Below are 20,763 nucleotides of genomic sequence, written 5' to 3' on the forward strand. Positions count from 1 at the left end.
CTGGATTTAGGGATCAGGGTGCAGGGGAAGCAGGGGAAGCAGGGGAAGCAGGGGAAGCAGGGGAAGCAGGGGAAGCAGGGGAAGCAGGTGACGCAGGGGAAGCAGGGGAAGCAGGGGAAGCAGGGCAAGCAGGGGAAGCAGGGGACGCAGGGGAAGCAGGGGACGCTGGGGAAGCAGGGGAAGAGGGGAGACAAAATTTCTATAACACATTACCCTATTGCCTATTGCCTATTGCCTATTGCCCAGCGCAAAGCGCTGTATTTGCCGTACAGCCGTAAATGCTGAGTAGCTGACTCCAGCCGTCCCTTCACCAGGATGGGTAGAATCTCCCACCAACCATACGTGATTAATGGGGGTGCGAGTAGCAAAGCCAAAGGGACCGAATGTCGGAACTCGCTGACCAATTCCGCCGACGATTCCTTGATGACGTCCGGTGTAATAGGCAAAGGTGCGGGGTGTTGCTGTTTCTTGGTGGATAATGGTTTCTGGAGTTAAGTCAAAATACTGACCTAGCCGTGCGATCGCCTCTTGGGTATAATCTTGTTTTAACTGGTCATAATCCTCCTGAGAACCTTGCCACCACAGTCGGGTATCGGTAAACGAGGAGGCAATAATTGTGGCTTTTCCCTCTGGGGCGCGACCATCACCAGGTTGACTAACCGAGACAAATAAAGAGTTATTTTCGCCAATCTCACCGTCGTAATCGTAGAGAAATTGCAGGTGAGGTGGACAACCTGCCGGAATAGCGTTTTGGTCAACTCCTAGGTAAATGACAAAGGCACCCGATGCGGGTGGTAATTTATCGACGCGACGCTGATATCCCTTGGGCGCGTGGTTTCCCAATAACTTGACCAGGTTTTGGGCAGTCACATTTGCCACCACTTCATCGGCTGATTCTGTCCAAACTTGTCCCGTTTTCTGATTTCTTACCGTTACGCCTGTAACCTTGTCCCCGGAAACCTGAATCTGTTCCACGCTATGACGCATCAGCAGTTTACCACCCCATTTCTCCAAGGCGGCGACCAGGCGATCGCTCAATACCTGCATACTTCCCTTCAGGTGAAATAGTCCTTGAGGTTCTTGGGAAACGCCGAGGGCTGTCGCCGCATACAGTAAAGCGGTTTCATCGGCATCCACTTGAGAATACAGCTTCAGTTGTAAATCCAGAAATGTCCTCAAACGCTGATTGTCATAGAGTCGATAGCCGCGCAACGCATCTCCTACCGTCATAAACGTAAACGGTAGCGTAATTAGGGTATCTGGACGCACCGCTGAGATTAATTGCCACAAATCCCAGAGGCTTCGTGGGGGTAATACGGGATCACGGGATTGAAATCTCCAACTGGCATTGAATAGAGTCCTCATCAGTTGCCAGAAGGGTTCACTCCCCGGAAATTGCCGTTGCCGTTCTTTTGCCCATTTTTCTGGGTCGCGCCAAACGTTAATCGGTTCAGTTTCGCCAGGGAGAAATACCGCACAACCGGGGTCACAGGGAGTCGCGGTGGGTAAGTCAATTTCTAACTCCTCGAAAATTCGCTGATGAATACCACCTACTTCTAAACCAGCCACTTGGGTTGCACCTACATCAAAGGTAAAGCCGCGACGCTTGAACGTGGAGGCACATCCGCCAGGGACAAAGGCTTGGTCGAGGACTAACACTGAGTAACCTCGACGGGCAAGAAGTGCGCCAGCCGTTAGCCCCCCAATTCCTGCACCAATGACAACGACGCGATGGGTTTGAGGAGTAGAAACGCTGGGCATGATTATTGTTTTACATTGCTTAATATATCTTAATATAAAACGTTTTGTTTAAGGATAGCATCGATCATTGGACATCCCCATAGTCTATTTCTGATTATGCTGTTGCCAGTTTCCGCCGACGCGCCGCATCAGGTAAGCCACACCAAAATCGCCATTTGGGTGTGCCGCTAATTTTTCCGCCAACTCAATCACCTGCGCCCCTAACTCACTCCCTAATTTTTCCGTCGTGGCTTGGCGTTCTTTTTGCCAAAGTTGCTGTTCTCGCGCCTTAGTCTGCCATTCGTTGGTAAAGAGTTGCTCAACTATGGTGTGGAGTCCCAACCTTTCTAGAATGTCCCACTCCCCGTAATCGCACCAAATCCCGCGACAGTGAGAACACCGTTCCACATAAAAGGGAGTCTTGAGATTAACTTTAGCGCGAGAGAGATAGCGCTGGCACTCTGGACATAATGCGGCTTTGGTATCGAAGGGGGACTTGACAAAATCCACGTTTAGCGCTTCAGGGGGAAGGTCAGGCATTTTCTGATCAGACGGTTGACGTGCCTGCCATGCTTCATACTCTTTGGCAGGAATCCAGGTGCCTTTACACTCTTGGCAATACTTCACGGCAAACTGATGCTCTAAATAGCCGTCTAAGAGCGTTACTTTTCTACATTTAGGACATTGCACCGATTTTCTTCCTCAAAGCACCTGTAACTTATCCTAATTCGGCGAGAATACCTCAACCATGCCCTCGAACGAAGTTTAGGGTCGAAACTCCCTCGACAGGACTGGACTGGAGCGTTACAGTTGAAGCATAGCACTACAGTATTGAATCAGGGTGTTCAGGCGATCGCAGATAATAGCCACCCTAGACTGAACCGTTGCAGAATTTCGCGCCGCCTGCAACATTAGCATATCGGTTTCGAGTAGGCGCATCTGTCTATGGATTTCGGTTTGCCTAGACTGCCATGCTGATACGTGTTCCTGATTGACTTCATCGGGGTTGAGCGTGAGAATTCGTGCTTGAAAGAGCTGTTTCACCGCCTGGAAACGCTCCTGAATCTCAGTTTTGTCTAACTCGTGCTTCTGGATGCTTTTGTGCAGGTCGTCTAGGACGTGTTGAAAGTCCTGATAGGATTGCCGTTGGGAGGGGATTAACATTGTGAGACAGGTTAGTCTAGAATAAATGTAAAGAATCTTGTATTTTTATTTATAAATGCAAGGATTTACCACCAAGCTGAGGATCAGGTTTGGATCTGAACATCAGCTTGCATTCTCATAGCAGAGTAACCAATGTGAGGAGGAGCAGTTTAAGTAGTGTGGTACTGCCAAAACTGATGTCCCCTAAAACCTTGGCTGTTGGCTGTCTTAGCGACCTGCTATTGACCACCACCCGCAAAAATTCTAGCGTGTTGGCTTCAACCAAGTCCTTGGGTTATACAAGATTTCGCGGGAAATGAAGCCGTGACAGAAGTGACCTGTTGCTTCTGTATCCGGTAACAAGGGTGGATATCTGGTAGTCCATGTTACTATTGCTCATCTAGGTCTGATTACTATACGGATAATCTAGGGAATTTTGACCCATTTCTGGAATTCACAAAAACCGATAACTATACCACTAAACAGAGATCTTACTGCCATTACCGTTTAACCATCCTTATTATTTATAGATCTGTCAGGGAAAGAATTATGAGTGCCACTGTCCTAACCACCACCTATAACCTAGACGTTCCCGACTGGTTGCAGGACTGTTTATCAACAGCCTCTGCCACCTCTGATCCATCAACGCCGGATGACGCGGCGTTAGTGGTGCGGGCGTTTGAATTTGCGTATCAACTGCATTCGGAACAATATCGAGCCTCTGGAGAACCTTATATCGCCCATCCTGTCGCTGTTGCTGGCTTATTAAGAGATTTAGGCGGCAACAGTACCATGATGGCGGCTGGCTTACTCCATGATGTGGTCGAAGATACGGATGTCACGCCAGACGAGATTGAATCAATTTTTGGTGCAGAGGTTCGCCATTTAGTGGAAGGCGTCACCAAACTCTCCAAATTTAACTTCTCCAGTAAAACCGAACGCCAAGCCGAGAACTTCCGCCGGATGTTCCTGGCTATGGCGAAGGATATCCGGGTGATTGTGGTCAAGTTAGCAGACCGTCTGCATAATATGCGGACATTAGAACATCTTAAGCCACAAAAACAGCGGGCGATCGCCCAGGAAACCCGAGAGATTTTTGCCCCCTTAGCCAATCGCTTGGGGATTGGGCGGTTTAAGTGGGAGTTAGAAGATTTATCCTTTAAGTATCTTGAACCCAATGCTTATCGCAAAATACAGGAACTGGTTGCCGAACGGCGTCAAGACCGGGAGGAACGATTAACCCAGGTTTCGCAAATTCTGCGAGGGCGTCTCGATGAGATGGGCGTTCGATGTGTGGACTTGAATAGTCGTCCTAAGCATCTGTATGGAATTTATCAGAAGATGCAGCGTCGCAATAAGGAATTTCACGAAATTTATGATTTAGCGGCGATGCGGATCATCGTGGAGACCAACGAAGGGTGCTATCGGGCATTAGCGGTTGTCCATGATGCCTTTCGACCGATTCCAGGTCGATTTAAAGATTATATCGGCTTACCGAAACCCAATCGTTATCAGTCTCTACATACAGGCGTGATTGGCTTCCATGGGCGTCCCATCGAAGTGCAAATTCGCACCCTGGAAATGCATCGAATTGCCGAATATGGGATTGCTGCACATTGGAAGTATAAAGAAACCGGGACATCTGATCCAACTCGGATTGGCGCAGACGATGACAAGTTTACCTGGTTGCGGCAGTTGCTGGAATGGCAGAATGACCTGAAAGACGCCCATGAGTATATCGAAAGTGTCAAAGATAATTTATTTGACGATGATGTCTACGTCTTTACCCCCGATGGAGATGTTGTGGCGCTGAGTCGGGACGCAACGCCGATAGATTTTGCCTATCGGATTCACACTGAGATTGGGAATCACTGTGCTGGGGTGAGAATTAATGGTCAGTGGCGAGTCCTGGATACGCCGTTAAAAAATGGGGATATTGTGGAAATTATCACCCAGAAAAATAGTCACCCCAGTTTAGACTGGTTGAACTTCGTCGTCACGCCCAGTGCCAGAAATCGGATTCGCCAATGGTACAAGCGATCGCACCGCGATGAAAATGTGGCACGAGGTCGAGAATTACTGGAGAAGGAATTGGGTAAAAATGGATTTGAATCCTTGCTCAAATCCGAACCCATGCAGTCTGTCGCCGAACGCTGTAATTATCAGAATGCGGAAGATTTACTGGCGGCATTAGGGTATGGAGAAGTCACCCTGAATTTAGTGGTCAATCGGTTGCGCGATGCAGTAAAAGCTACACAACCCCTTGAAACCGAACCTGAAGAAATCGAAGATTTACTGCCATCGTTACCGACGGCGAGGGAAACAAGTGATCAGTGGACGATTAAAGGCGAACCCATTGCAGGCGTAGAGGGATTGATGCATCGGATTGCTGGGTGTTGCAACCCAGTTCCTGGCGAACCTATTTTGGGTGTCGTCACCCGATTGCGGGGAATCTCGATTCATCGTCAAGGCTGTCCCAATGTGGAAAATATTGAGGGAGACCGATTAGTTCCGGTGAATTGGAATCCGACGGATCAAGAGAGTGGGCGTCGGCAAACCTATCCGGTTAATATTCAAATTGAAGTATTGGATCGGGTCGGGGTGTTAAAGGATATTCTCTCCCGCTTAAGTGATCATCATATCAATGTGCGGAAAGCTCAGGTGAAAACTCAAGACGGTAAACCTGCGTTGATTGATTTGTGCATCGATATTCGGGATTACGGACAATTGCAGCAAAGTTTTGCTCAAATTAAAAAGATGAGCGATATTTTGAATCTGCGGCGAATCAGCGATATTAATGAATGAACTGGGTAAACTTGTTGTCCTAATTGTGAATCTGCGGTGAATCAGTGATATTAATGTATTAATGATATCTTTCCTGATTCCCCGCCTGTACATCGATTCTCCAGGAAATGCCCATGCAACCAGCCTCTCTACCCCTAAAGCTCGCGCTTGCCAGCACGGCGGCGGTAGGCGTCACTCTTTCTCTGGTCAATCAAGCGATCGCGGCTAGCCTCTTCGTGGGCAGCTTCAATACGAATTCAGTGCTTGAGTTTGATGCCCAAACAGGAGCTTTTATCGATACAGTTGTTGACTCAGGAAGCGGCGGTTTACAGGGTCCGGTCGGTTTGACTTTTAGTCCAGAAGACAACAATCTCTACGTTGTCAGCCTCCTCACTGAGGATACACCACCTGGGCAAGTCCTTCAGTATGACGGGCAATCGGGCGCATTCATTCAGCCCTTCACCTCAGCGGTTCCGCCCTTGATTTTTCCCCAAGATCTAGCGTTCGGATCGGATGGTAGTCTGTTTGTTGCCAACACAGGACTTGATACCATTGCCCAATATGACGGACAGACGGGAACCTTTATCGGGAATCTGTTTTCAGTAGACAGTTCTGCTTGCGATGCACCGTTTAGCATCACTGCCGATGAGGATGCAGTTCTCTACTTCAGTTGTACCTTTACGAACAATGTGCAGCGTTACGATCTAACCACGGGTCAGGTGGCATTACTGGGCAGTGCAAGTTCTGAAAATGCTGCACCAGGGGGTCTGAGCTTGGGACCTGACGGGGCGCTTTATGTGGCTAATTTCGCTGCCAATACGATTGATCGATATGACCTGGAGACTGGAACCGTTGAAGTTTTTATTGATGAAGTGGAGAGTCCTGTTCAACCTGTCTTCGGACCCAACGGTGATCTGTATGTCAGTAGTAATCCCACCCAAAAAATTGGTGAACCTGTTCCAGGAAAAGTATTACGCTACGACGGTCAAACCGGGAGTTTGATTGATGATGAGTTTATCCCATCCCTAGCTGGGGGCTTAGACGGAGCGGGTTGGATAGCTTTCGCAGATGAAGAAGCTGTCCAGACGCCTGAACCTGGTGTGTTGCTGGGACTACTCATGCTGGGGATCAGCGGAGTTGCGTACCGTCACCACCGTCAAACTGATTAGGATAGAGTGTTGGGATCAATGCCCAACTCTTGTAATTTCGCCATTAACCCCTGATTACGTTGCCGTTCTTCCTCTAGCTGATTTGCGATCGCATCAGCCCGTTGGCGTTCTTGTTCGGCTTGTTCTGAACTCCACGATAATAGGTTTCCCGACTCGTCCCACCAGCGTAACCAGGGGATGGTTAAGCCTAATCGAGTGCCATGCCAGATGCCTAAAAATAGTTCTAATTCAGGAATCCAGTAGCGTCCTTCTTCTGTGGGTTGTTGCACTACGTATTGATTATCTTGTAATTGGCGGACTTCTAAGACTACGGCTAGGGACTCAAAGATCACATAGGTAGGAACTTTGAGAATTTTCTCATAGAAAAATAACTTCCCATAAGGGAAACTGGGTCGTATGGAGTATTCTCCCGCTTCAGTGTCTGACAAAAACTCCATCACCACCCCAACTGGATTGCCTTCCAGATTGGGTGTATAGCGGCGGCGAATTTCTCCTTCTGGAACGGGTAATACCTGGGGTACATACAGCCAGTCTGGCGCCTTGATCACGATGTTCCCATTAACTGCCCCCACAAGCCCGAAATTGGAGGCGATTAACATTTGTGAATTCAGGCGATTGGCTGCACCTAAAGCGTCTGTTAGGGCGGCGGCGAGGAACGGTTCTTGAAGATTTCCCACAGACTCATCGGACATAGGATAGTGTTCAGTGTGACTACAGCTTTCTTTCATCCTACCGACTCAGGGCGATCGCCGATTCAGGGAATTTGCTCACCAGCCGATATACTGAATTGATAGGTTAGGACAAGGTGTTGGGATCAATACCCAACTCTTGCAATTTTGCTATCAACGCCTGATTACGTTGCCGTTCTTGCTCTAGGTTATTGGTTAGAGCGTCAGCACGTTGGCGTTCTTGTTCGGCACGTTGGCGTTCTTGTTCAGCGCGTTGGCGTTCTTGTTCAGCGCGTTGGTGTTCTTGTTCAGCACGTTGGTGTTCTTGTTCAGCACGTTGGCGTTCTTGTTCAGCTTGTTCTGAACTCCACAATAACAGGTTTCCCGACTCATCCCACCAGCGTAACCAATTGCTGGTTAAGCCTAATCGGGTGCCATACCAGATGCCTAAAAATAGTTCTAATTCAGGAATCCAGTAGCGTCCTTCCTCTGTGGGTTGTTGCAATATATATTGATTATTTTGCAATCGGTGAACTTCTAGAATTGGTGCTAGGGGATTAAAAATCACATAGGTGGGAACGTGGAGAATTTGCTCATAGAAGTAGAACTTCCCATAGGGAAATGTTGATCGTACTGAGTATTCTCCCGTTTCAGTTTCTGATAAAAACTCCATGACGACGCTAACTGGACTCCCTTCGAGATTGGGGGTATAGCTGCGGCGAATTACGCCTTCTGCAACCGGGAATACCTGGGGTACATACAGCCAGTCTGGTGCTTTGACGACAATTTTCTGATCCACCGTCGTGACGAGACCAAAATTGGAGGCGATTAACATTTGCGAATTCAGGCGATTGGCTGCACCTAAAGCGTCTGTCAGGGCGGCGGCGAGGGGCGGTTGTAGAATGTTTTCCACGGGATCATCGGGCAAAATGAAATCGTCGGGAAGCTTTTCCCAGGTGACAAGGGGTTCTTGGCGTTTGGCGGAGGTTGGAGTTTGCAGAACCATCTGAGATTGTTTAACCTTGGCGGTTGCTATGTCTTCTAGCGCTAAAGCGCCGACTACGAACGAACAAATGGTGCGATCGCACATTCAGCAATAGTCCCGATAAATTAAATCTTACCGCTTGCCTGCCCGTTACAATCAACAATGAACCATGAACCATGACCATTCAACCATGTACCCATTTCGGCTTTGTGCGATCGCGTTGCTTCTTTGTATTACTTTATTCGGCACTTCTCTACCCGTTCAAGCTGCTAGTCAAGTGAGTCCCAAATTAGAAGAACAAGTGTTGCAAGTGATTCGCGAACACCCAGAAGTTATTCTGGAATCCGTTCAGGCGTATCAGCAACGTGTCCAACAGCAACTCCAACAAGCCCAGCAAGCGTTTGTTCAGGAACTTAAAACCAATCCTCAAGCCGTTATTGGAGAATCACCGACAACAGGGGCGTCTCAGTCCAAGATTGTCATGGTCGAGTTTTCTGATTTTCAATGTCCCTATTGTGGCAGGGCGCATAAAACGGTGCAACGGTTTATGGCAAAGCATCAGAATCAGGTGACGTTGACGTATAAACATTACCCTTTAGCCTCAATTCATCCCCAAGCTATCTCAGCCGCGAAAGCAGCATGGGCGGCGTTTCAACAGGGGAAGTTTTGGGAGTATCATGATGTGCTGTTTACTCAGCAAGAAAAACTGGGGGAGTCGTTTTATATTGAAACAGCCAAGAACTTAAATTTAGATGTAGACCAATTTAATCGCGATCGCAATAGCCAAGCCGCAGAAAAGGCGATTAGTCAAGATATTCAGCTAGCAGAGAGTTTAGGAATTACTGGAACTCCCTTTTTCGTTATGAATGGGGAGGTGTTTACTGGGGCGATAGAACTAGAGGAGATGGAGAAACGGTTCACTCGTGTCAAACAGTCGTTATAAGTAGTCCCGCACCTCAATTCCCAACGGCTGATCCTTTTACCCGCCACGCCACCCAGCAGCAAATCCTAGAAATTAGCTTGACTGCTTAGATTAACGGGTTCGGTAGAATAGCTAGTTGAGTAGAGATCCCCCCTAGCCCCCCTTCAACTATGCATTAGTCACATCTTTCTTAACAAAATCTGACTTGACACAAGTAGCAGTAGAGTGAGAAAGCTGAAGGGGTGACAAGCAGCTCAAAAGCTAAGAGACAAAGCATTTCCCACCTCAAGCCTCAAAATTCGACTTCGCTCAGGGTCAGCACCGAGCGAAGTCGAGGTGCTGAAATTGGACTGAAAGTGGGTGAAGTCATCAACAAGTATGGTGTAGCAAAACATTTCTATCATCGTAACAGTGATAGAGTCAAAGCTCATGTATTCTTATGTATGTTGGCGTACTATGTAGAATGGCATATGCGTCGATGCGAGAGCTCCTATTCTTTTCGATGAAGATGACTGGGACAATGCCCTTGAGTTACGCGAAGGAATTGTGAAGCATTCGACGAAGAGCAATTCAGCTTCTTCCAAAGCCCAAAAGAAGCGGACAGCCGATAACTTACCTGTGCATAGCTTTCAAACCCTGTTAGCTGATTTGGGAACAATTGTTAACAATCGAATTCAGTCTAATATCCCAGGTGTAAATTTCGACTTTGACAAGGTAACCGAACCGACTCCGGTACAAAGAAAGGCTTTAGATTTGTTGGGTGTCAGCCTGATTTGACAAGAGTGAAGCCGAAAGACAAATCGCCTTAAGCCTCGATATGCATAGAGTGTAGCGATTTTTCAAAGGGGAACTTCAGTTTAAATGCCGAACAGCTTATATTAAAACCTCATATAATCTGATTTTATATTTGCAAGATTGAAAAGCTTATTATACCACTATTGTTGCGAACAAGCAAAATTTTCAAACCTGCTTAAATTACTTGCTCACATCCGGTGACACACTGAAAACATGGTCAGCCTTTGCGGAGAAAACCTGACCCCGTTATCTCACTCAAATTCAAACCTATATTGATTATGTTGAACCCGGGAAAGACCTGTTTAGCGACTTGATCAACACTATACGAGCAACCGCAGCCATAGAACAGTCTAAACGCGAAAAAGAATTACAAGACAATATCCAGGCAGTTGGTGTTGGAATTGCTTAAATTTTATTGGTACTGAATTTTGTTGGGTTTCCTACGTCAACCCAACCTACAACTATATGGGAGAGATGGGGTAAGCTGTTCGGCATTTCAACCTTAATATCAATAATGGCGAAATCCTTGTAGTGCGTTTAGCGAAGCCATGCCGCAGGCTTTGCATCTTGCTCGCTACTAATACCCAATTTAAATGCATGACAGCTTACCGACGAGTCATTTTCTCTAATTTTTCCTTCACCGCTAACTGAACTAACGAATACAACAAAACGACAAACCAAAATCCCGAAAACGTAAACGCGGCAATTGCCCACCCTGTATGCGGCACTAATAATAATACTGTTCCCGCCAATAATGCAAACCCAGTTACACAAGCATAAATCAAACTCTTAATCGCCAAATGAATCCGTTGTAAGGCGCGATCGCTCTCTAAGGAACGCACCCTGACTTGCAGTTCCCCTTGCTCGATTCGGGCTTCTAAGCGGCGAATTAAGACTTCTGTAGCACTTGGCTTATTTAACCGATATTTAATAAAATCTCTGGCTTGCCTTGCCAGTTCTTTAACCACATCTCCCCGCCCTTTGGAAACGGTTAAATTTTTGACAAAGGGTTGACTGGCAGCTAATAAGTTATACTCTGGATTTAAAGCACGGGCAATTCCATCTAATGTAGTTAACGACTTTAAAATAAACGTCATTTGTGCGGGTAAACGAAACGGTTGCTGCTCAAACATCACATACAACTCATTCCCCAATGCTTCAAATTCCCGCACATCGATGGGCTTTTCCCGAAACCGTTCTAAAATAAACCCGACTAAGCGTTTCACCGGGGTCATATCCGGTTGCCGTTCCAGTAACCCCATATAGGTTAAGGTATTCACCACCTCATCAGTATCTTTCCGCAGCACGGCAAAAAAGGTCTTAATCATTTGGTCTCTGGCAATGGATTTCACCTCTGCCATTGTGCCAAAGTCATAGAAAATAATACTGCCATCCTGATCAACTGCCATATTCCCTGGATGCGGATCTGTCTGAAAAAAGCCGTCTTCTAATAACTGTTTTAAGTAACAACAAATTCCCCGTTGAATTATCTCATTAGTGTTGATTTCACAGGCTTCTAGGGTTTGGCGATCGTCAATTTTGATTCCGGGCAGATATTCTAACGTGAGTACCTTCTTGGTCGTGTAACGCCAATAAACCGTCGGCACCAGAACCCCTGGGTAATTATTAAAATTTTCCCGAAACCGATCCGCATTTTTACCTTCTTGGATATAGTCTACTTCTTGATAGAGTAAATCAAAAAATTCGCGATAAATTGCCTCAAGTTTATATTTTCTTACCCAAGGCAAATACCGATTAGCAAATCGCACCAATTCGTGTATAATTTTAAAATCTAAATTAAATAATCGTTCAATCCCCGGACGCTGTACCTTCACCACCACATCTTCTCCGGTGTGCAGCCGTGCTTTGTGAACTTGCCCCAAACTAGCCGATGCCAGAGGAAAGGGATCAAACTCCCGATATAATGCATGGATAGACTGACCCAGTTCGACTTCAATCACCGCGATCGCCTCCGCCCCACTAAATGCTGGCACCCGATCCTGTAAATGCGCCAATGCCTCGATGTACTCTAAGGGCAGTAAATCAGCACGAGTCGAGAGGGCTTGCCCAATTTTAATAAATGTAGGACCTAAATCCAGCAATGTCCCCACCAGCCACTGGGCGCGGCGGTTGCGGTGATTGGGGGTATCATTGGCAATGGTTTTGTCCCACCATAAATAGAACATAAACTTCGCCGCCGACCGAAAAATGTCAATCTGGCGGGCGAGGGGGGAATACTTTCGTCGTTGCCAACGGGGTGGCTTGGGCTTAGCCTTAGTTAGCATTCTGCCTTGTGCATCTGATGAATGAGGGAACAGGAGCGAGAACCTATTGCTCTCCTCCTTAATACTTTAAGGTTTTATGGCAAAATAGGCTGCGCTAGACAACTTACGACTTACCATTTGAGGAAAAATTATCACTTCGTCCTAAGCTGTTCGGCATTTAAACCTTAATGTCAATAATGGCGAAAGCCTTGTAGTGCGTTTAGCGAAGCCATGCCGCAGGCTTTGCATCTTGCTCGCTACTAATACCCAATTTAAATGCATGACAGCTTATTTTTCCACAATCTTTACAGAATTCAAGTTTTTCATAAACCCAATTTTATGTGGAGTGGGACATGATCAGGATAAGTCTAGAAAGGAGCAATCCATGAAGACAGAAGATGCTTTGGCAGCAGGAGCCACTGTTGGTGCTGGTGCTTGTGCGACAATTTCTGTTAGCGGAATAACTTCTGGATTAGCGGGAATTGGCGGTGGCATAGCAGTAGGAGGAATCGCTTTAACTGGAGCGTTTCCTTTCCTTGCAGGAGGTTTGGTTGGCGGTGCGCTGACTTACCTTCTGTGCAATAAGGGCAGTGACTCCTCATCAGCCAGATAAGCATTGTGTTGCAAGCTCAAAATCTAACCTGAGAATCTCTGTAATAAATCGGGCTAACTGTGGCAGAAAGAAATCAGAAACTTTCTGCCCATTTTTATCTTTTGCTATACAATACCCCTAGACCCAACCACGAGGCGATCTGTGTCCTCAACCAATCAGCCCTCTGAAACCAACCCCTCTGAACAACTATCCCAGCCCGAGGTTGACCAGCAAGTCCGTCAAGCCAAAACCCAAGCTCGCAAAGAGGAAGTTCTAGAAATTTACGAGGATTTATTGGGAACGATTTGGCATCGCATTTTGCCAACTCTAGGGCGCGTCACAGTGATAGCAATCATGGATCGGGCGCTAGCTATTACTCAAGACGATTACCCCCTCATTGAACATTTGCATACCACCGCTCAAGGAATAGACTTTGAGCCGCTACGTCAGCGCTTAGGCGAAGAAGAACGGCTTTTACTCCGAGATGCACTCAAGGAACTCATTGCCAACCTGATTGATATTCTCGCCATGCTCACAGGTGATATTTTAGTTCGCCAACTGCTCAGAGATATTGAAGAGAGGAAGCTGCTATGAGTCAACAGAGTCGCAAACCCTTGGGCAAAATCCCCACCAATATTCCAGGTTTAGATAGCATCCTCGCGGGTGGTTTTCCGGAACTGTCGATTAATATTATTACCGGATCGCCAGGTGCAGGGAAAACAATTTTTAGTCAACAGTTAATTTATACCAATGCAACTCCAACTCAGAAAGCACTCTATTTAACCACCCTGTCTGAGCCACCGATCAAAATGCTCTATTATCTTCAGCAATTTGATTTCTTTGACCGGGATAAAGTGGGAGAACAGGTGATTTATCTGGATATTGGTGAAGTGATTCGCGATCGCGGACTAGATGAGACACTGAATGCGATTCTTAACTATGTCCAGCAGTATAAACCTGCCATCGTTGGTATCGATAGCTTTAAAGCGATCAACGACATGGTACAAGATCCCGTGCAAGCGCGGAAATTTGGCTATGATCTCTCTGTGCGTCTCACCACCTGGGCAGTTACAACGCTACTCGTTGGTGAATACACGGAGGATGAAATCGAGCAACAGCCCATTTTTGCGATCGCAGATAGTATTATTCGTATGCAGTATCAGCCCTTGGGCTTGCACTACCAGCGCTACATTAATGTCCTTAAACTCCGAGGCTGTGACTATTTTAGCGGGATGCATCCCTTTAAAATCAATAATGCAGGTCTAAGGGTTTATCCCCGAATTAAACTGTCTATAACTGCACCCCCTGCATCACTCCAGACTGGACGAGTCAGCACTGGGATTATCGGCTTAGATCAAATGCTAGCAGGTGGATTTCCGGCGGGAAGTGCCACAATGGTAGCAGGTGGGGCAGGTACAGGCAAAACCTTACTGGGACTCAACTTTATTACCACTGGGATCAAAGAAAATGAACCGGGTGTAATTGTTTCCTTTCAAGAAAACCCTCAACAACTACAACAGATTGCCGATTCATTTAACTGGAATTTGCTCAGGCTAGCGGCTGAGGATCAATTAATTCATCTCTATCATTCTCCGGTTGAAATTCAGCCAGATATTCATGCCGCTTATATCCTTGATGCTGTCGAAAAAATTGGCGCTAAACGGGTTTTGCTCGACTCAATCAAAGATATCGAAATTGCTACACCCGATAAGGTTCGCTACAAGGATTATATCTATGCCCTCGTCAATCAACTCAAACTTCAGGGAATTACCATAATAATGAATCATGAAATACCTGAACTTTTTGGGGATTTTCAAGTGAGTGAATATGGCGTCTCATTCATTGCCGATAATGTTATTTTGCTGCGTTATGTAGAATTATCTGGAGAAATGGGACGGGCAATCAATATTATGAAAATGCGTGGCTCTCAACATAGCAAAGAAATCCGTCGCTTTGAAATTAATGATACAGGACTGTTGATTGGCGATATGATGACGGCTCAAACGGGTATCTTGACCGGACTTCCGATTCTCAGTGCTATACCGCATTCTACAATCAATGATTTGCCAGCGCGATCGCAATATCTCCTCAAAACATTACAACAAAAGGGAACCAGCACTGTAGCGGAATTAGCAACTCAAACGGGATTGCCAGAGTCAGATGTAGAACAGGAGATGGAAGAGTTACAAGATCAAGGGTTGATCTTATCTTTGAATCGCAATAACCTGAAGTATTACCGAGTTACTATTTAAACACAAAAGTGAATCTAAATAGTTCTAAACCCTGGCAAATGACGTAGCTTGCTTCTCGATAAAAGCAAGTATAACAAATAACGAATGACCAATAACGAATGACCAACAAAGACATTCGCTTAATTTCTACAGGCATCCGCAATCTTGATACCATCTTGGGTGGCGGAATTCCCCTCTACTCAATGAATATTATTGCCGGATCTCCAGGAGGCGGTAAGACAATCTTAGCCCAGCAAATTTTATTTGAGACGATTCGGAGACAGCCTAATGATAAAACTCTCTATTTAACGACTTTATCCGAACCCATGCTCAAGGTAGTACGGTATGGTCAACGATTAAATTTTTTTGATGCTGACCAGTTTGGCGAACGGGTAATCTACCATGATATTGGCAGCTTTATTTACGAGCAGCCCCTCTCCGGTTTAGTGGATCATATTCTGCAACGAGTGAATCAATCTCAGGCGCAGGTGTTAGTAATTGACTCCTTTAAAGCAATTCGAGACTCGGTGGATAATCCCGTCGAATTTCGCCGCTTTTGTTATTTACTCTCGGTGCGGTTAGCTAGCGCCCGATGTACAAGTTTTTTGATTACAGAGAGCGATTGCAGCCGTATTAACCATGATCCAGAATTTGCGATCGCGGATGGAATTATTTACCTGTTTATGGCAGAACAAAACCAAGAACAGCGCCGTTTTCTGCAAGTGTACAAACTCCGGGGAATGAATCCCAAAATGAATCCGATTCCGTTCACTATCACCGCCGACGGTGTGCAGGTATTTACCTCTGCTTTAGCTATCAGTCAGCAACCCATTCCTGAAAAGGTATCTAGTCAACCTTTATCGACAGGCATTTTCGGGTTAGATTGTTTACTGCAAGGGGGAATTCCTCAAGGCTATTCGGTGATGGTTTCCGGTTTTTCTGGTGCTGGAAAAACCACATTAGCGCTACAGTTTTTACTTCAAGGCGTTGAGGCGGGTGAGACAGGATTGCTGTTTTATTTTGAGGATAGTCGTCATTCTCTAGACAGTCTGATTCATCGCTTGGGTTGGGACTTAGCTTCCTTAGAAGCCCAAGGCTGGTTAACCATTATTTCTATCCCCCATCCTCAAATTCGGCTTGAGGAACAGTTGGAACAAATCCGAGAAGCTATTCAAACCTTAAAGCCAAAACGATTTGTTATTGATTCCTTTTCTGTGTTCCTCAGTAAAACAGAGCATCATGTCATTCAACGCGAAAAAACCTACATCATTACTACTTTAATTCAGCAGGTTGGTGCTGTCGGTCTGTTAATTTCAGATCAAGTGATAGATGACAGCCAAAGCCATTCCCACTTCGGTGTCCAAGGAACCGTAGTCGATGGTATTCTTGTCCTATCTAGCGCCATCGTGCCGCACTTAGGATTTAGGGATGGAATTCGCCGATATCGCTATCTGGAAGTCCTGAAAATGCGTAGTGTCAACCATATTACCGGACGACACCGGATGCACATTACTCCCACCGGAATTGAGGTACTGTATCTCAAAGCAACGGCTGTCTCGGAAAACACCTCTGTGATTCCAAAACCCTTACAATTTTCCCTGGTTCAAGACTTGGTACAAGAACAACTCCGGTTTAATCAAGCTTGGTTAGTTCAGGGAGAACCGGGTTTAGGCAAGAGTATCTTAGGCTTACAGTTTGCTATTGAAGGATTGCAACATCAAGACTCGGTTCTCTATATCAGCGCTGATGTCAGATTTCACCAGGTATGTGAAAGGTTTTCTAGTCTGAATCTATTGCCACAATCTTATTTACAATCGGGACAATTAGTTATTTTAGATCCCTTATCTCCCGGAAAAACAGCGATCAGTTTAAGTGATCCGGAATTCTTGCTCTACATCCTAACGTGCCAACTTGAGCAGATGTCAAAACCCTGTCGCATTATATTTGATTCCCTGGTTCCCGTCGCCATCAACTGTTCTGTAGAGGAATTTTTGAGTTTCATTGATGATAAAAATAGACTTCTGAACCATCCAGATGTTGTTCTTTTAGATATTTGGGATCAACGAATTGGTATAACCGACAAAGGGTATAGCCTCTGGAATACCTTTGATGGCATTATTAACTTGAGTATTCCCGATTGGGGAGAAATGAATCAACGAGGTAATCGCGGTTATCCCACGTTACAACTGCAAAAACTACGCGGATCACTGATCGATCCTCGCCCTTATCCCTATAAGATTTCATTACCTCAAGGTATCGTGTTACAAAATTACTATGACTAGGAAGGGGAATGGGTAATGGGCAATGGGCAATGGGCAATAGGCAATGGGCAATGGGCAATGGGCAATGGGCAATGGGCAATAGGCAATGGGCAATGGGCAATAGGCAATAGGCAATGGGCAATAGGCAATAGGCAATGGGCTTCCCCATCTTCCCAGACGCGCCATGGCGCGTCTCTACATTGCTTCCACTACTTATCCTCTGGCGGTACAAGCAAGCGATTTTTAACTTTACGCTCCCGAAACCTAATCTGAAACTGTGTCCCCTGGCTGCAATCAAGTTCCACCGTACCTTTGAGTTGTCGCGTCAGATCACAAACAAGCTGCATTCCCAAAGAATCTGTGCGGCGAAAGTCTAACGCTTCGGGAAAGCCGATTCCATTATCCCAAACACTGAGGACATAGTGATGTGGCTCTAGGGTATGTAGTGAAACACCCACCTCTCCAGACTTATCATCGGGAAAAGCATATTTTAAGGAATTGGTGATCAGTTCATTGAGAATTAAGCCACAAGGTACAGCCGTGTCTATATTTAAGCCAATCGGCTCAATATCAAAATGAATCGCGATAGACTGACGGCGACGGCTGTAAGCACTGACAATCGTATTGACTAATCTTTCGATATAATCCTTGACTGGAATCTGAGATAAATCGGTAGCATCGTAGAGAATTTCGTGGATCATTGCCATGGATTTAACCCGATTTTGGCTGTCTTTTAGAATTGTTAAAAGCCGTTGATCGGTTACCTGTAAAGACTGCAAGGTAAACAGACTTGCCACAATCATCAGGTTATTTTTCACGCGATGGTGAATTTCTTTGAGGAGGATTTCTTTTTCGCGCAATGATGCCTGAAGTCGCGCTTCTGCTTGCTTGCGATCGCTAATATCTTCAATGTGGGCAATATATTGAAGTGGCTGTTCATTTAAATCGCGGATTAATCCTAGGCAAATAATGCAGGGGATGAGATAACCCTCTCGATGTTTTAACCGCTGTTCCCATTGAATTGAGTCGTTATCTCCTTGCTGCAACTGCTGATAGTAGAACGGATAGGATGCGGAATTATTTTCATCAAGGATATCCTGCCAAGATAATTCCCTAAACTCCTCTGCCGAATACCCTAATATTTTGTAAAAGGTGTAATTCATGGAAATAAACTGACCTGATAAATCTGTCGTAATAATTCCAATAGGCGCTTGCTCTAAAGTTAAACGCATTAGTTTTTCCCGTTGGTGCAGTTTCGCCTGAGTTTGACGGAGTAAACGTTCAACCCCTTTGAGTTGGGTAATATCACGAGCGACGCCAAGGACACCTGTAACGGTTCCGGCTTCATTCTTCAAGGGAAAAAATGCCGTATCTAACCACATTACACAGGAAGGATGCAGTAAACGGTCTTCAATTCGTGAGGGTAAGCCTGTGCTTAATACCTTGTGTAAACTGGAATCTAGCCGATCAAATTTGTTGAGGATAAAAAACTGATCAAAGGGCTTGTTAATTAAAGCTTGAGGGACAAAGCCTAACAGGTTAGCGCCAAACTCATTAATGTACGTCAACGTCATGTTTGTATCGATCGTAAAAATTATATCTTGGGAGGATTCAGCTAAAGTTCGATACTGTTTTTCACTGTGGCGTAGAGCCTGTTCTAGTTGTTTTTGCGACGTAATATCCCGAATTAACCAGTGGAATCCTACGACATTACCCTGATCATCTTTTAGAGTTCTCCGTCTGACAGCGGCGGTGAATTTTATCCCGTTTTGCCACGGCTGTTTTAAGGTTAATTCTTGGGGATGCTGTAGTGTGATTGAATCGTCTTTAGTGAAAAATTTACGATACTTTTTCCGATCGATTGGAGCAATAAATAAGACTAAAGTCTTGCCAATTAAGGATTTTTCTGCCAAGTTTAACAATTTAATAATAGAGTTGTTTGCTTCTTGAATAAAACCTTGCTTGTCTGTCACAAGATAACCATCGGGAGCAAATTCAAATAAATCTTGATACCGTTTTTGTTCGCGTTCAGCTATAGTTTGAGCCTGAATAAGTTCGTCATTTTGGCATCGTAGTTCTTCTTCCTGTCGCCTGATATCTACTAGGATGTCTTCTAATTCTTGATTAAGAACATTCTGTTTAGCCGTGCGGACTGCCACTTTCCATTCTAGGTCTTGATTCAACTGCTCTAGAGCCAATTCAGCTTGCTTGCGTTGCGTGATATCCAGCAGACAGCCGACAATTTTGAGAGGATTGCCGTCCTTATCCCGGATCAGTTTTAAACGGTCATTTAACCAGCGATAGTCACCATTTTTATGGCGAAAACGATAGTCAAGGGTATGATGTTCTTGAGTAAATAAGTAAGGAAGCTCGGCAAACACTTGGGGTAGATCATCGGGATGGATGTGACTGAGAAAGGAATCATAATTTTGATAGAAATAGTCCGGCGTATAACCCAATAAATCCTGAGCATTTTGAGTGATATAGGTAGCCCGGTAGTCACCTCCGGGCTGGCAGGTATAGAGGATGCCTTGACTCTGATTCAGCAGTTCGTTGATTTCGCTTGGGTCAGAGAATATATCACGATTGTGCTGTTTTTGAATAAATTGATAAAAGCAGAAACTGCTGATGAGAATAAAGAGTAATTCTTTTAACGTTTGCAGGTAAGTTAAGATAATGGGACGCTCTATCAAGTGAGCCAACAAATAATCGGATAAACTAATCCATAGGATTGCTATTACAACATAGAATTTAATAAATCGCATTTGCTTTTATAGAATACAGCAGTTTGCTCTGCTATGCGGTACATTGTCTATCCCCCTAAATCCCCCATGGAACAAAAAGCGAAGCATCCTTCGGCTTCCCCCTTTGAAAGGGGGACGGGAGGGGGATGGGGGACTTTGATCTACTGTACTTTATTACAGCGCTTTGTGCTGTAAGTTCCATTACCCATTACCCATTGCCTATTGCCCATTGCCCATTACCCATTGCCTATACCATATTCCCCATTCACTATACCCCATAGCCCATTGCCTATTCCCTATTCCCCATACCCTATTCCCCATAGCCCATTGCCCATTGCCCATAGCCAATTTCCCATTGCCCAATGACCATTACCAATTCCACATCCAAGTCATAGTAATTTTGTAACACGATACCTTGAGGTAATGAAATCTTATAGGGATAAGGGCGAGGATCGATCAGTGATC

General features: G+C 45.5%; 15 protein-coding genes and 2 pseudogenes. 9 read left to right on the forward strand and 8 right to left on the reverse strand.

Annotated elements, in window-relative coordinates:
• Window positions 1–278, forward strand: a pseudogene (locus RID53_RS01755) (hypothetical protein); the annotation flags it as partial.
• Here the strand turns inward: RID53_RS01755 and crtD are convergent.
• From crtD to patD, 3 genes are all read right to left on the reverse strand, one after another.
• Window positions 229–1,761 (reverse strand): C-3',4' desaturase CrtD, encoded by a 1,533-nt coding sequence (crtD, locus tag RID53_RS01760; RefSeq protein WP_446386482.1) that lies wholly within the window; start codon window positions 1,759–1,761, stop codon window positions 229–231. The pseudogene RID53_RS01755 and the gene crtD sit on opposite strands and share 50 nt — an antisense overlap.
• 84 nt (window positions 1,762–1,845) lie before the next feature.
• Window positions 1,846–2,430: a zf-TFIIB domain-containing protein gene (locus tag RID53_RS01765; RefSeq protein WP_446386483.1), complete on the reverse strand. Its 585-nt coding sequence runs from the start codon at window positions 2,428–2,430 to the stop codon at window positions 1,846–1,848.
• 114 nt (window positions 2,431–2,544) lie between these two features.
• The gene (gene patD, locus RID53_RS01770; protein WP_446386484.1) at window positions 2,545–2,904 is read right to left on the reverse strand and encodes a heterocyst frequency control protein PatD; all 360 of its coding nucleotides are present in this window, start codon (window positions 2,902–2,904) and stop codon (window positions 2,545–2,547) included.
• A 528-nt stretch (window positions 2,905–3,432) separates the two neighbouring features.
• Here patD and RID53_RS01775 point away from each other — a divergent pair.
• The gene (locus RID53_RS01775) at window positions 3,433–5,688 is read left to right on the forward strand and encodes a RelA/SpoT family protein (RefSeq protein ID WP_446386485.1); all 2,256 of its coding nucleotides are present in this window, start codon (window positions 3,433–3,435) and stop codon (window positions 5,686–5,688) included.
• A 113-nt stretch (window positions 5,689–5,801) separates the two neighbouring features.
• Entirely contained in the window at window positions 5,802–6,836 is a 1,035-nt protein-coding gene (locus tag RID53_RS01780) for a Vgb family protein (RefSeq protein ID WP_446386486.1), read from the forward strand.
• On the opposite strand, the gene RID53_RS01785 is transcribed toward RID53_RS01780, so the two are convergent.
• Window positions 6,833–7,528, reverse strand: coding sequence for a Uma2 family endonuclease (locus RID53_RS01785; protein ID WP_446386487.1), 696 nt, complete (start codon window positions 7,526–7,528; stop codon window positions 6,833–6,835). The two genes, RID53_RS01780 and RID53_RS01785, sit on opposite strands and share 4 nt — an antisense overlap.
• Window positions 7,529–7,631: 103 nt before the next feature.
• A complete protein-coding gene (locus RID53_RS01790; protein WP_446386496.1) occupies window positions 7,632–8,510 on the reverse strand; it encodes a Uma2 family endonuclease in 879 nt (292 codons plus the stop codon).
• A gap of 148 nt (window positions 8,511–8,658) precedes the next feature.
• On the opposite strand from RID53_RS01790, the gene RID53_RS01795 reads away from it, so the two are divergent.
• Window positions 8,659–9,432: a DsbA family protein gene (locus RID53_RS01795; RefSeq protein WP_446386488.1), complete on the forward strand. Its 774-nt coding sequence runs from the start codon at window positions 8,659–8,661 to the stop codon at window positions 9,430–9,432.
• A 377-nt stretch (window positions 9,433–9,809) separates the two neighbouring features.
• Window positions 9,810–10,188: pseudogene (locus tag RID53_RS01800) on the forward strand (IS1634 family transposase); the annotation flags it as partial.
• Between the two features lie 623 nt (window positions 10,189–10,811).
• Here RID53_RS01800 and RID53_RS01805 read toward each other — a convergent pair.
• Window positions 10,812–12,491, reverse strand: a complete 1,680-nt coding sequence (locus tag RID53_RS01805; protein ID WP_446386489.1) for an ABC1 kinase family protein — start codon at window positions 12,489–12,491, stop codon at window positions 10,812–10,814.
• A 364-nt stretch (window positions 12,492–12,855) separates the two neighbouring features.
• Here RID53_RS01805 and RID53_RS01810 point away from each other — a divergent pair, with 364 nt between their 5' ends.
• The 4 genes from RID53_RS01810 (at window position 12,856) to RID53_RS01825 (ending at window position 17,575) form a co-directional block, all read left to right on the forward strand.
• A complete protein-coding gene (locus RID53_RS01810; protein ID WP_446386490.1) occupies window positions 12,856–13,083 on the forward strand; it encodes a hypothetical protein in 228 nt (75 codons plus the stop codon).
• Between the two features lie 141 nt (window positions 13,084–13,224).
• Entirely contained in the window at window positions 13,225–13,656 is a 432-nt protein-coding gene (locus RID53_RS01815) for a hypothetical protein (RefSeq protein ID WP_446386491.1), read from the forward strand.
• The gene (locus RID53_RS01820; protein WP_446386492.1) at window positions 13,653–15,314 is read left to right on the forward strand and encodes an ATPase domain-containing protein; all 1,662 of its coding nucleotides are present in this window, start codon (window positions 13,653–13,655) and stop codon (window positions 15,312–15,314) included. The genes RID53_RS01815 and RID53_RS01820 overlap by 4 nt, the downstream gene beginning before the upstream one ends.
• A gap of 98 nt (window positions 15,315–15,412) precedes the next feature.
• Entirely contained in the window at window positions 15,413–17,575 is a 2,163-nt protein-coding gene (locus RID53_RS01825) for an RAD55 family ATPase (RefSeq protein WP_446386493.1), read from the forward strand.
• Here RID53_RS01825 and RID53_RS01830 read toward each other — a convergent pair.
• A complete protein-coding gene (locus RID53_RS01830; protein WP_446386494.1) occupies window positions 17,555–17,740 on the reverse strand; it encodes a hypothetical protein in 186 nt (61 codons plus the stop codon). The genes RID53_RS01825 and RID53_RS01830 overlap by 21 nt on opposite strands.
• Before the next feature lie 23 nt (window positions 17,741–17,763).
• Entirely contained in the window at window positions 17,764–20,319 is a 2,556-nt protein-coding gene (locus RID53_RS01835; RefSeq protein WP_446386495.1) for a PAS domain-containing sensor histidine kinase, read from the reverse strand.
• Window positions 20,320–20,763 lie beyond the last annotated feature (444 nt).

It is taken from the genome of Coleofasciculus sp. B1-GNL1-01, assembly GCF_040220235.1.
GTDB lineage: Bacteria > Cyanobacteriota > Cyanobacteriia > Cyanobacteriales > Coleofasciculaceae > Coleofasciculus.

Coding starts and splice junctions, on each gene's coding strand:
- RID53_RS01825 (WP_446386493.1), top strand. CDS start 15,413: ATGACCAACAAAGACATTCGCTTAATTTCTACAGGCATCCGCAATCTT.
- RID53_RS01775 (WP_446386485.1), top strand. CDS start 3,433: ATGAGTGCCACTGTCCTAACCACCACCTATAACCTAGACGTTCCCGAC.
- RID53_RS01785 (WP_446386487.1), bottom strand. CDS start 7,528: ATGTCCGATGAGTCTGTGGGAAATCTTCAAGAACCGTTCCTCGCCGCC.
- RID53_RS01790 (WP_446386496.1), bottom strand. CDS start 8,510: ATGGTTCTGCAAACTCCAACCTCCGCCAAACGCCAAGAACCCCTTGTC.
- RID53_RS01805 (WP_446386489.1), bottom strand. CDS start 12,491: ATGCTAACTAAGGCTAAGCCCAAGCCACCCCGTTGGCAACGACGAAAG.
- RID53_RS01780 (WP_446386486.1), top strand. CDS start 5,802: ATGCAACCAGCCTCTCTACCCCTAAAGCTCGCGCTTGCCAGCACGGCG.
- RID53_RS01810 (WP_446386490.1), top strand. CDS start 12,856: ATGAAGACAGAAGATGCTTTGGCAGCAGGAGCCACTGTTGGTGCTGGT.
- RID53_RS01830 (WP_446386494.1), bottom strand. CDS start 17,740: ATGGCGCGTCTGGGAAGATGGGGAAGCCCATTGCCTATTGCCTATTGC.
- crtD (WP_446386482.1), bottom strand. CDS start 1,761: ATGCCCAGCGTTTCTACTCCTCAAACCCATCGCGTCGTTGTCATTGGT.
- RID53_RS01795 (WP_446386488.1), top strand. CDS start 8,659: ATGAACCATGACCATTCAACCATGTACCCATTTCGGCTTTGTGCGATC.
- RID53_RS01820 (WP_446386492.1), top strand. CDS start 13,653: ATGAGTCAACAGAGTCGCAAACCCTTGGGCAAAATCCCCACCAATATT.
- RID53_RS01835 (WP_446386495.1), bottom strand. CDS start 20,319: ATGCGATTTATTAAATTCTATGTTGTAATAGCAATCCTATGGATTAGT.
- patD (WP_446386484.1), bottom strand. CDS start 2,904: ATGTTAATCCCCTCCCAACGGCAATCCTATCAGGACTTTCAACACGTC.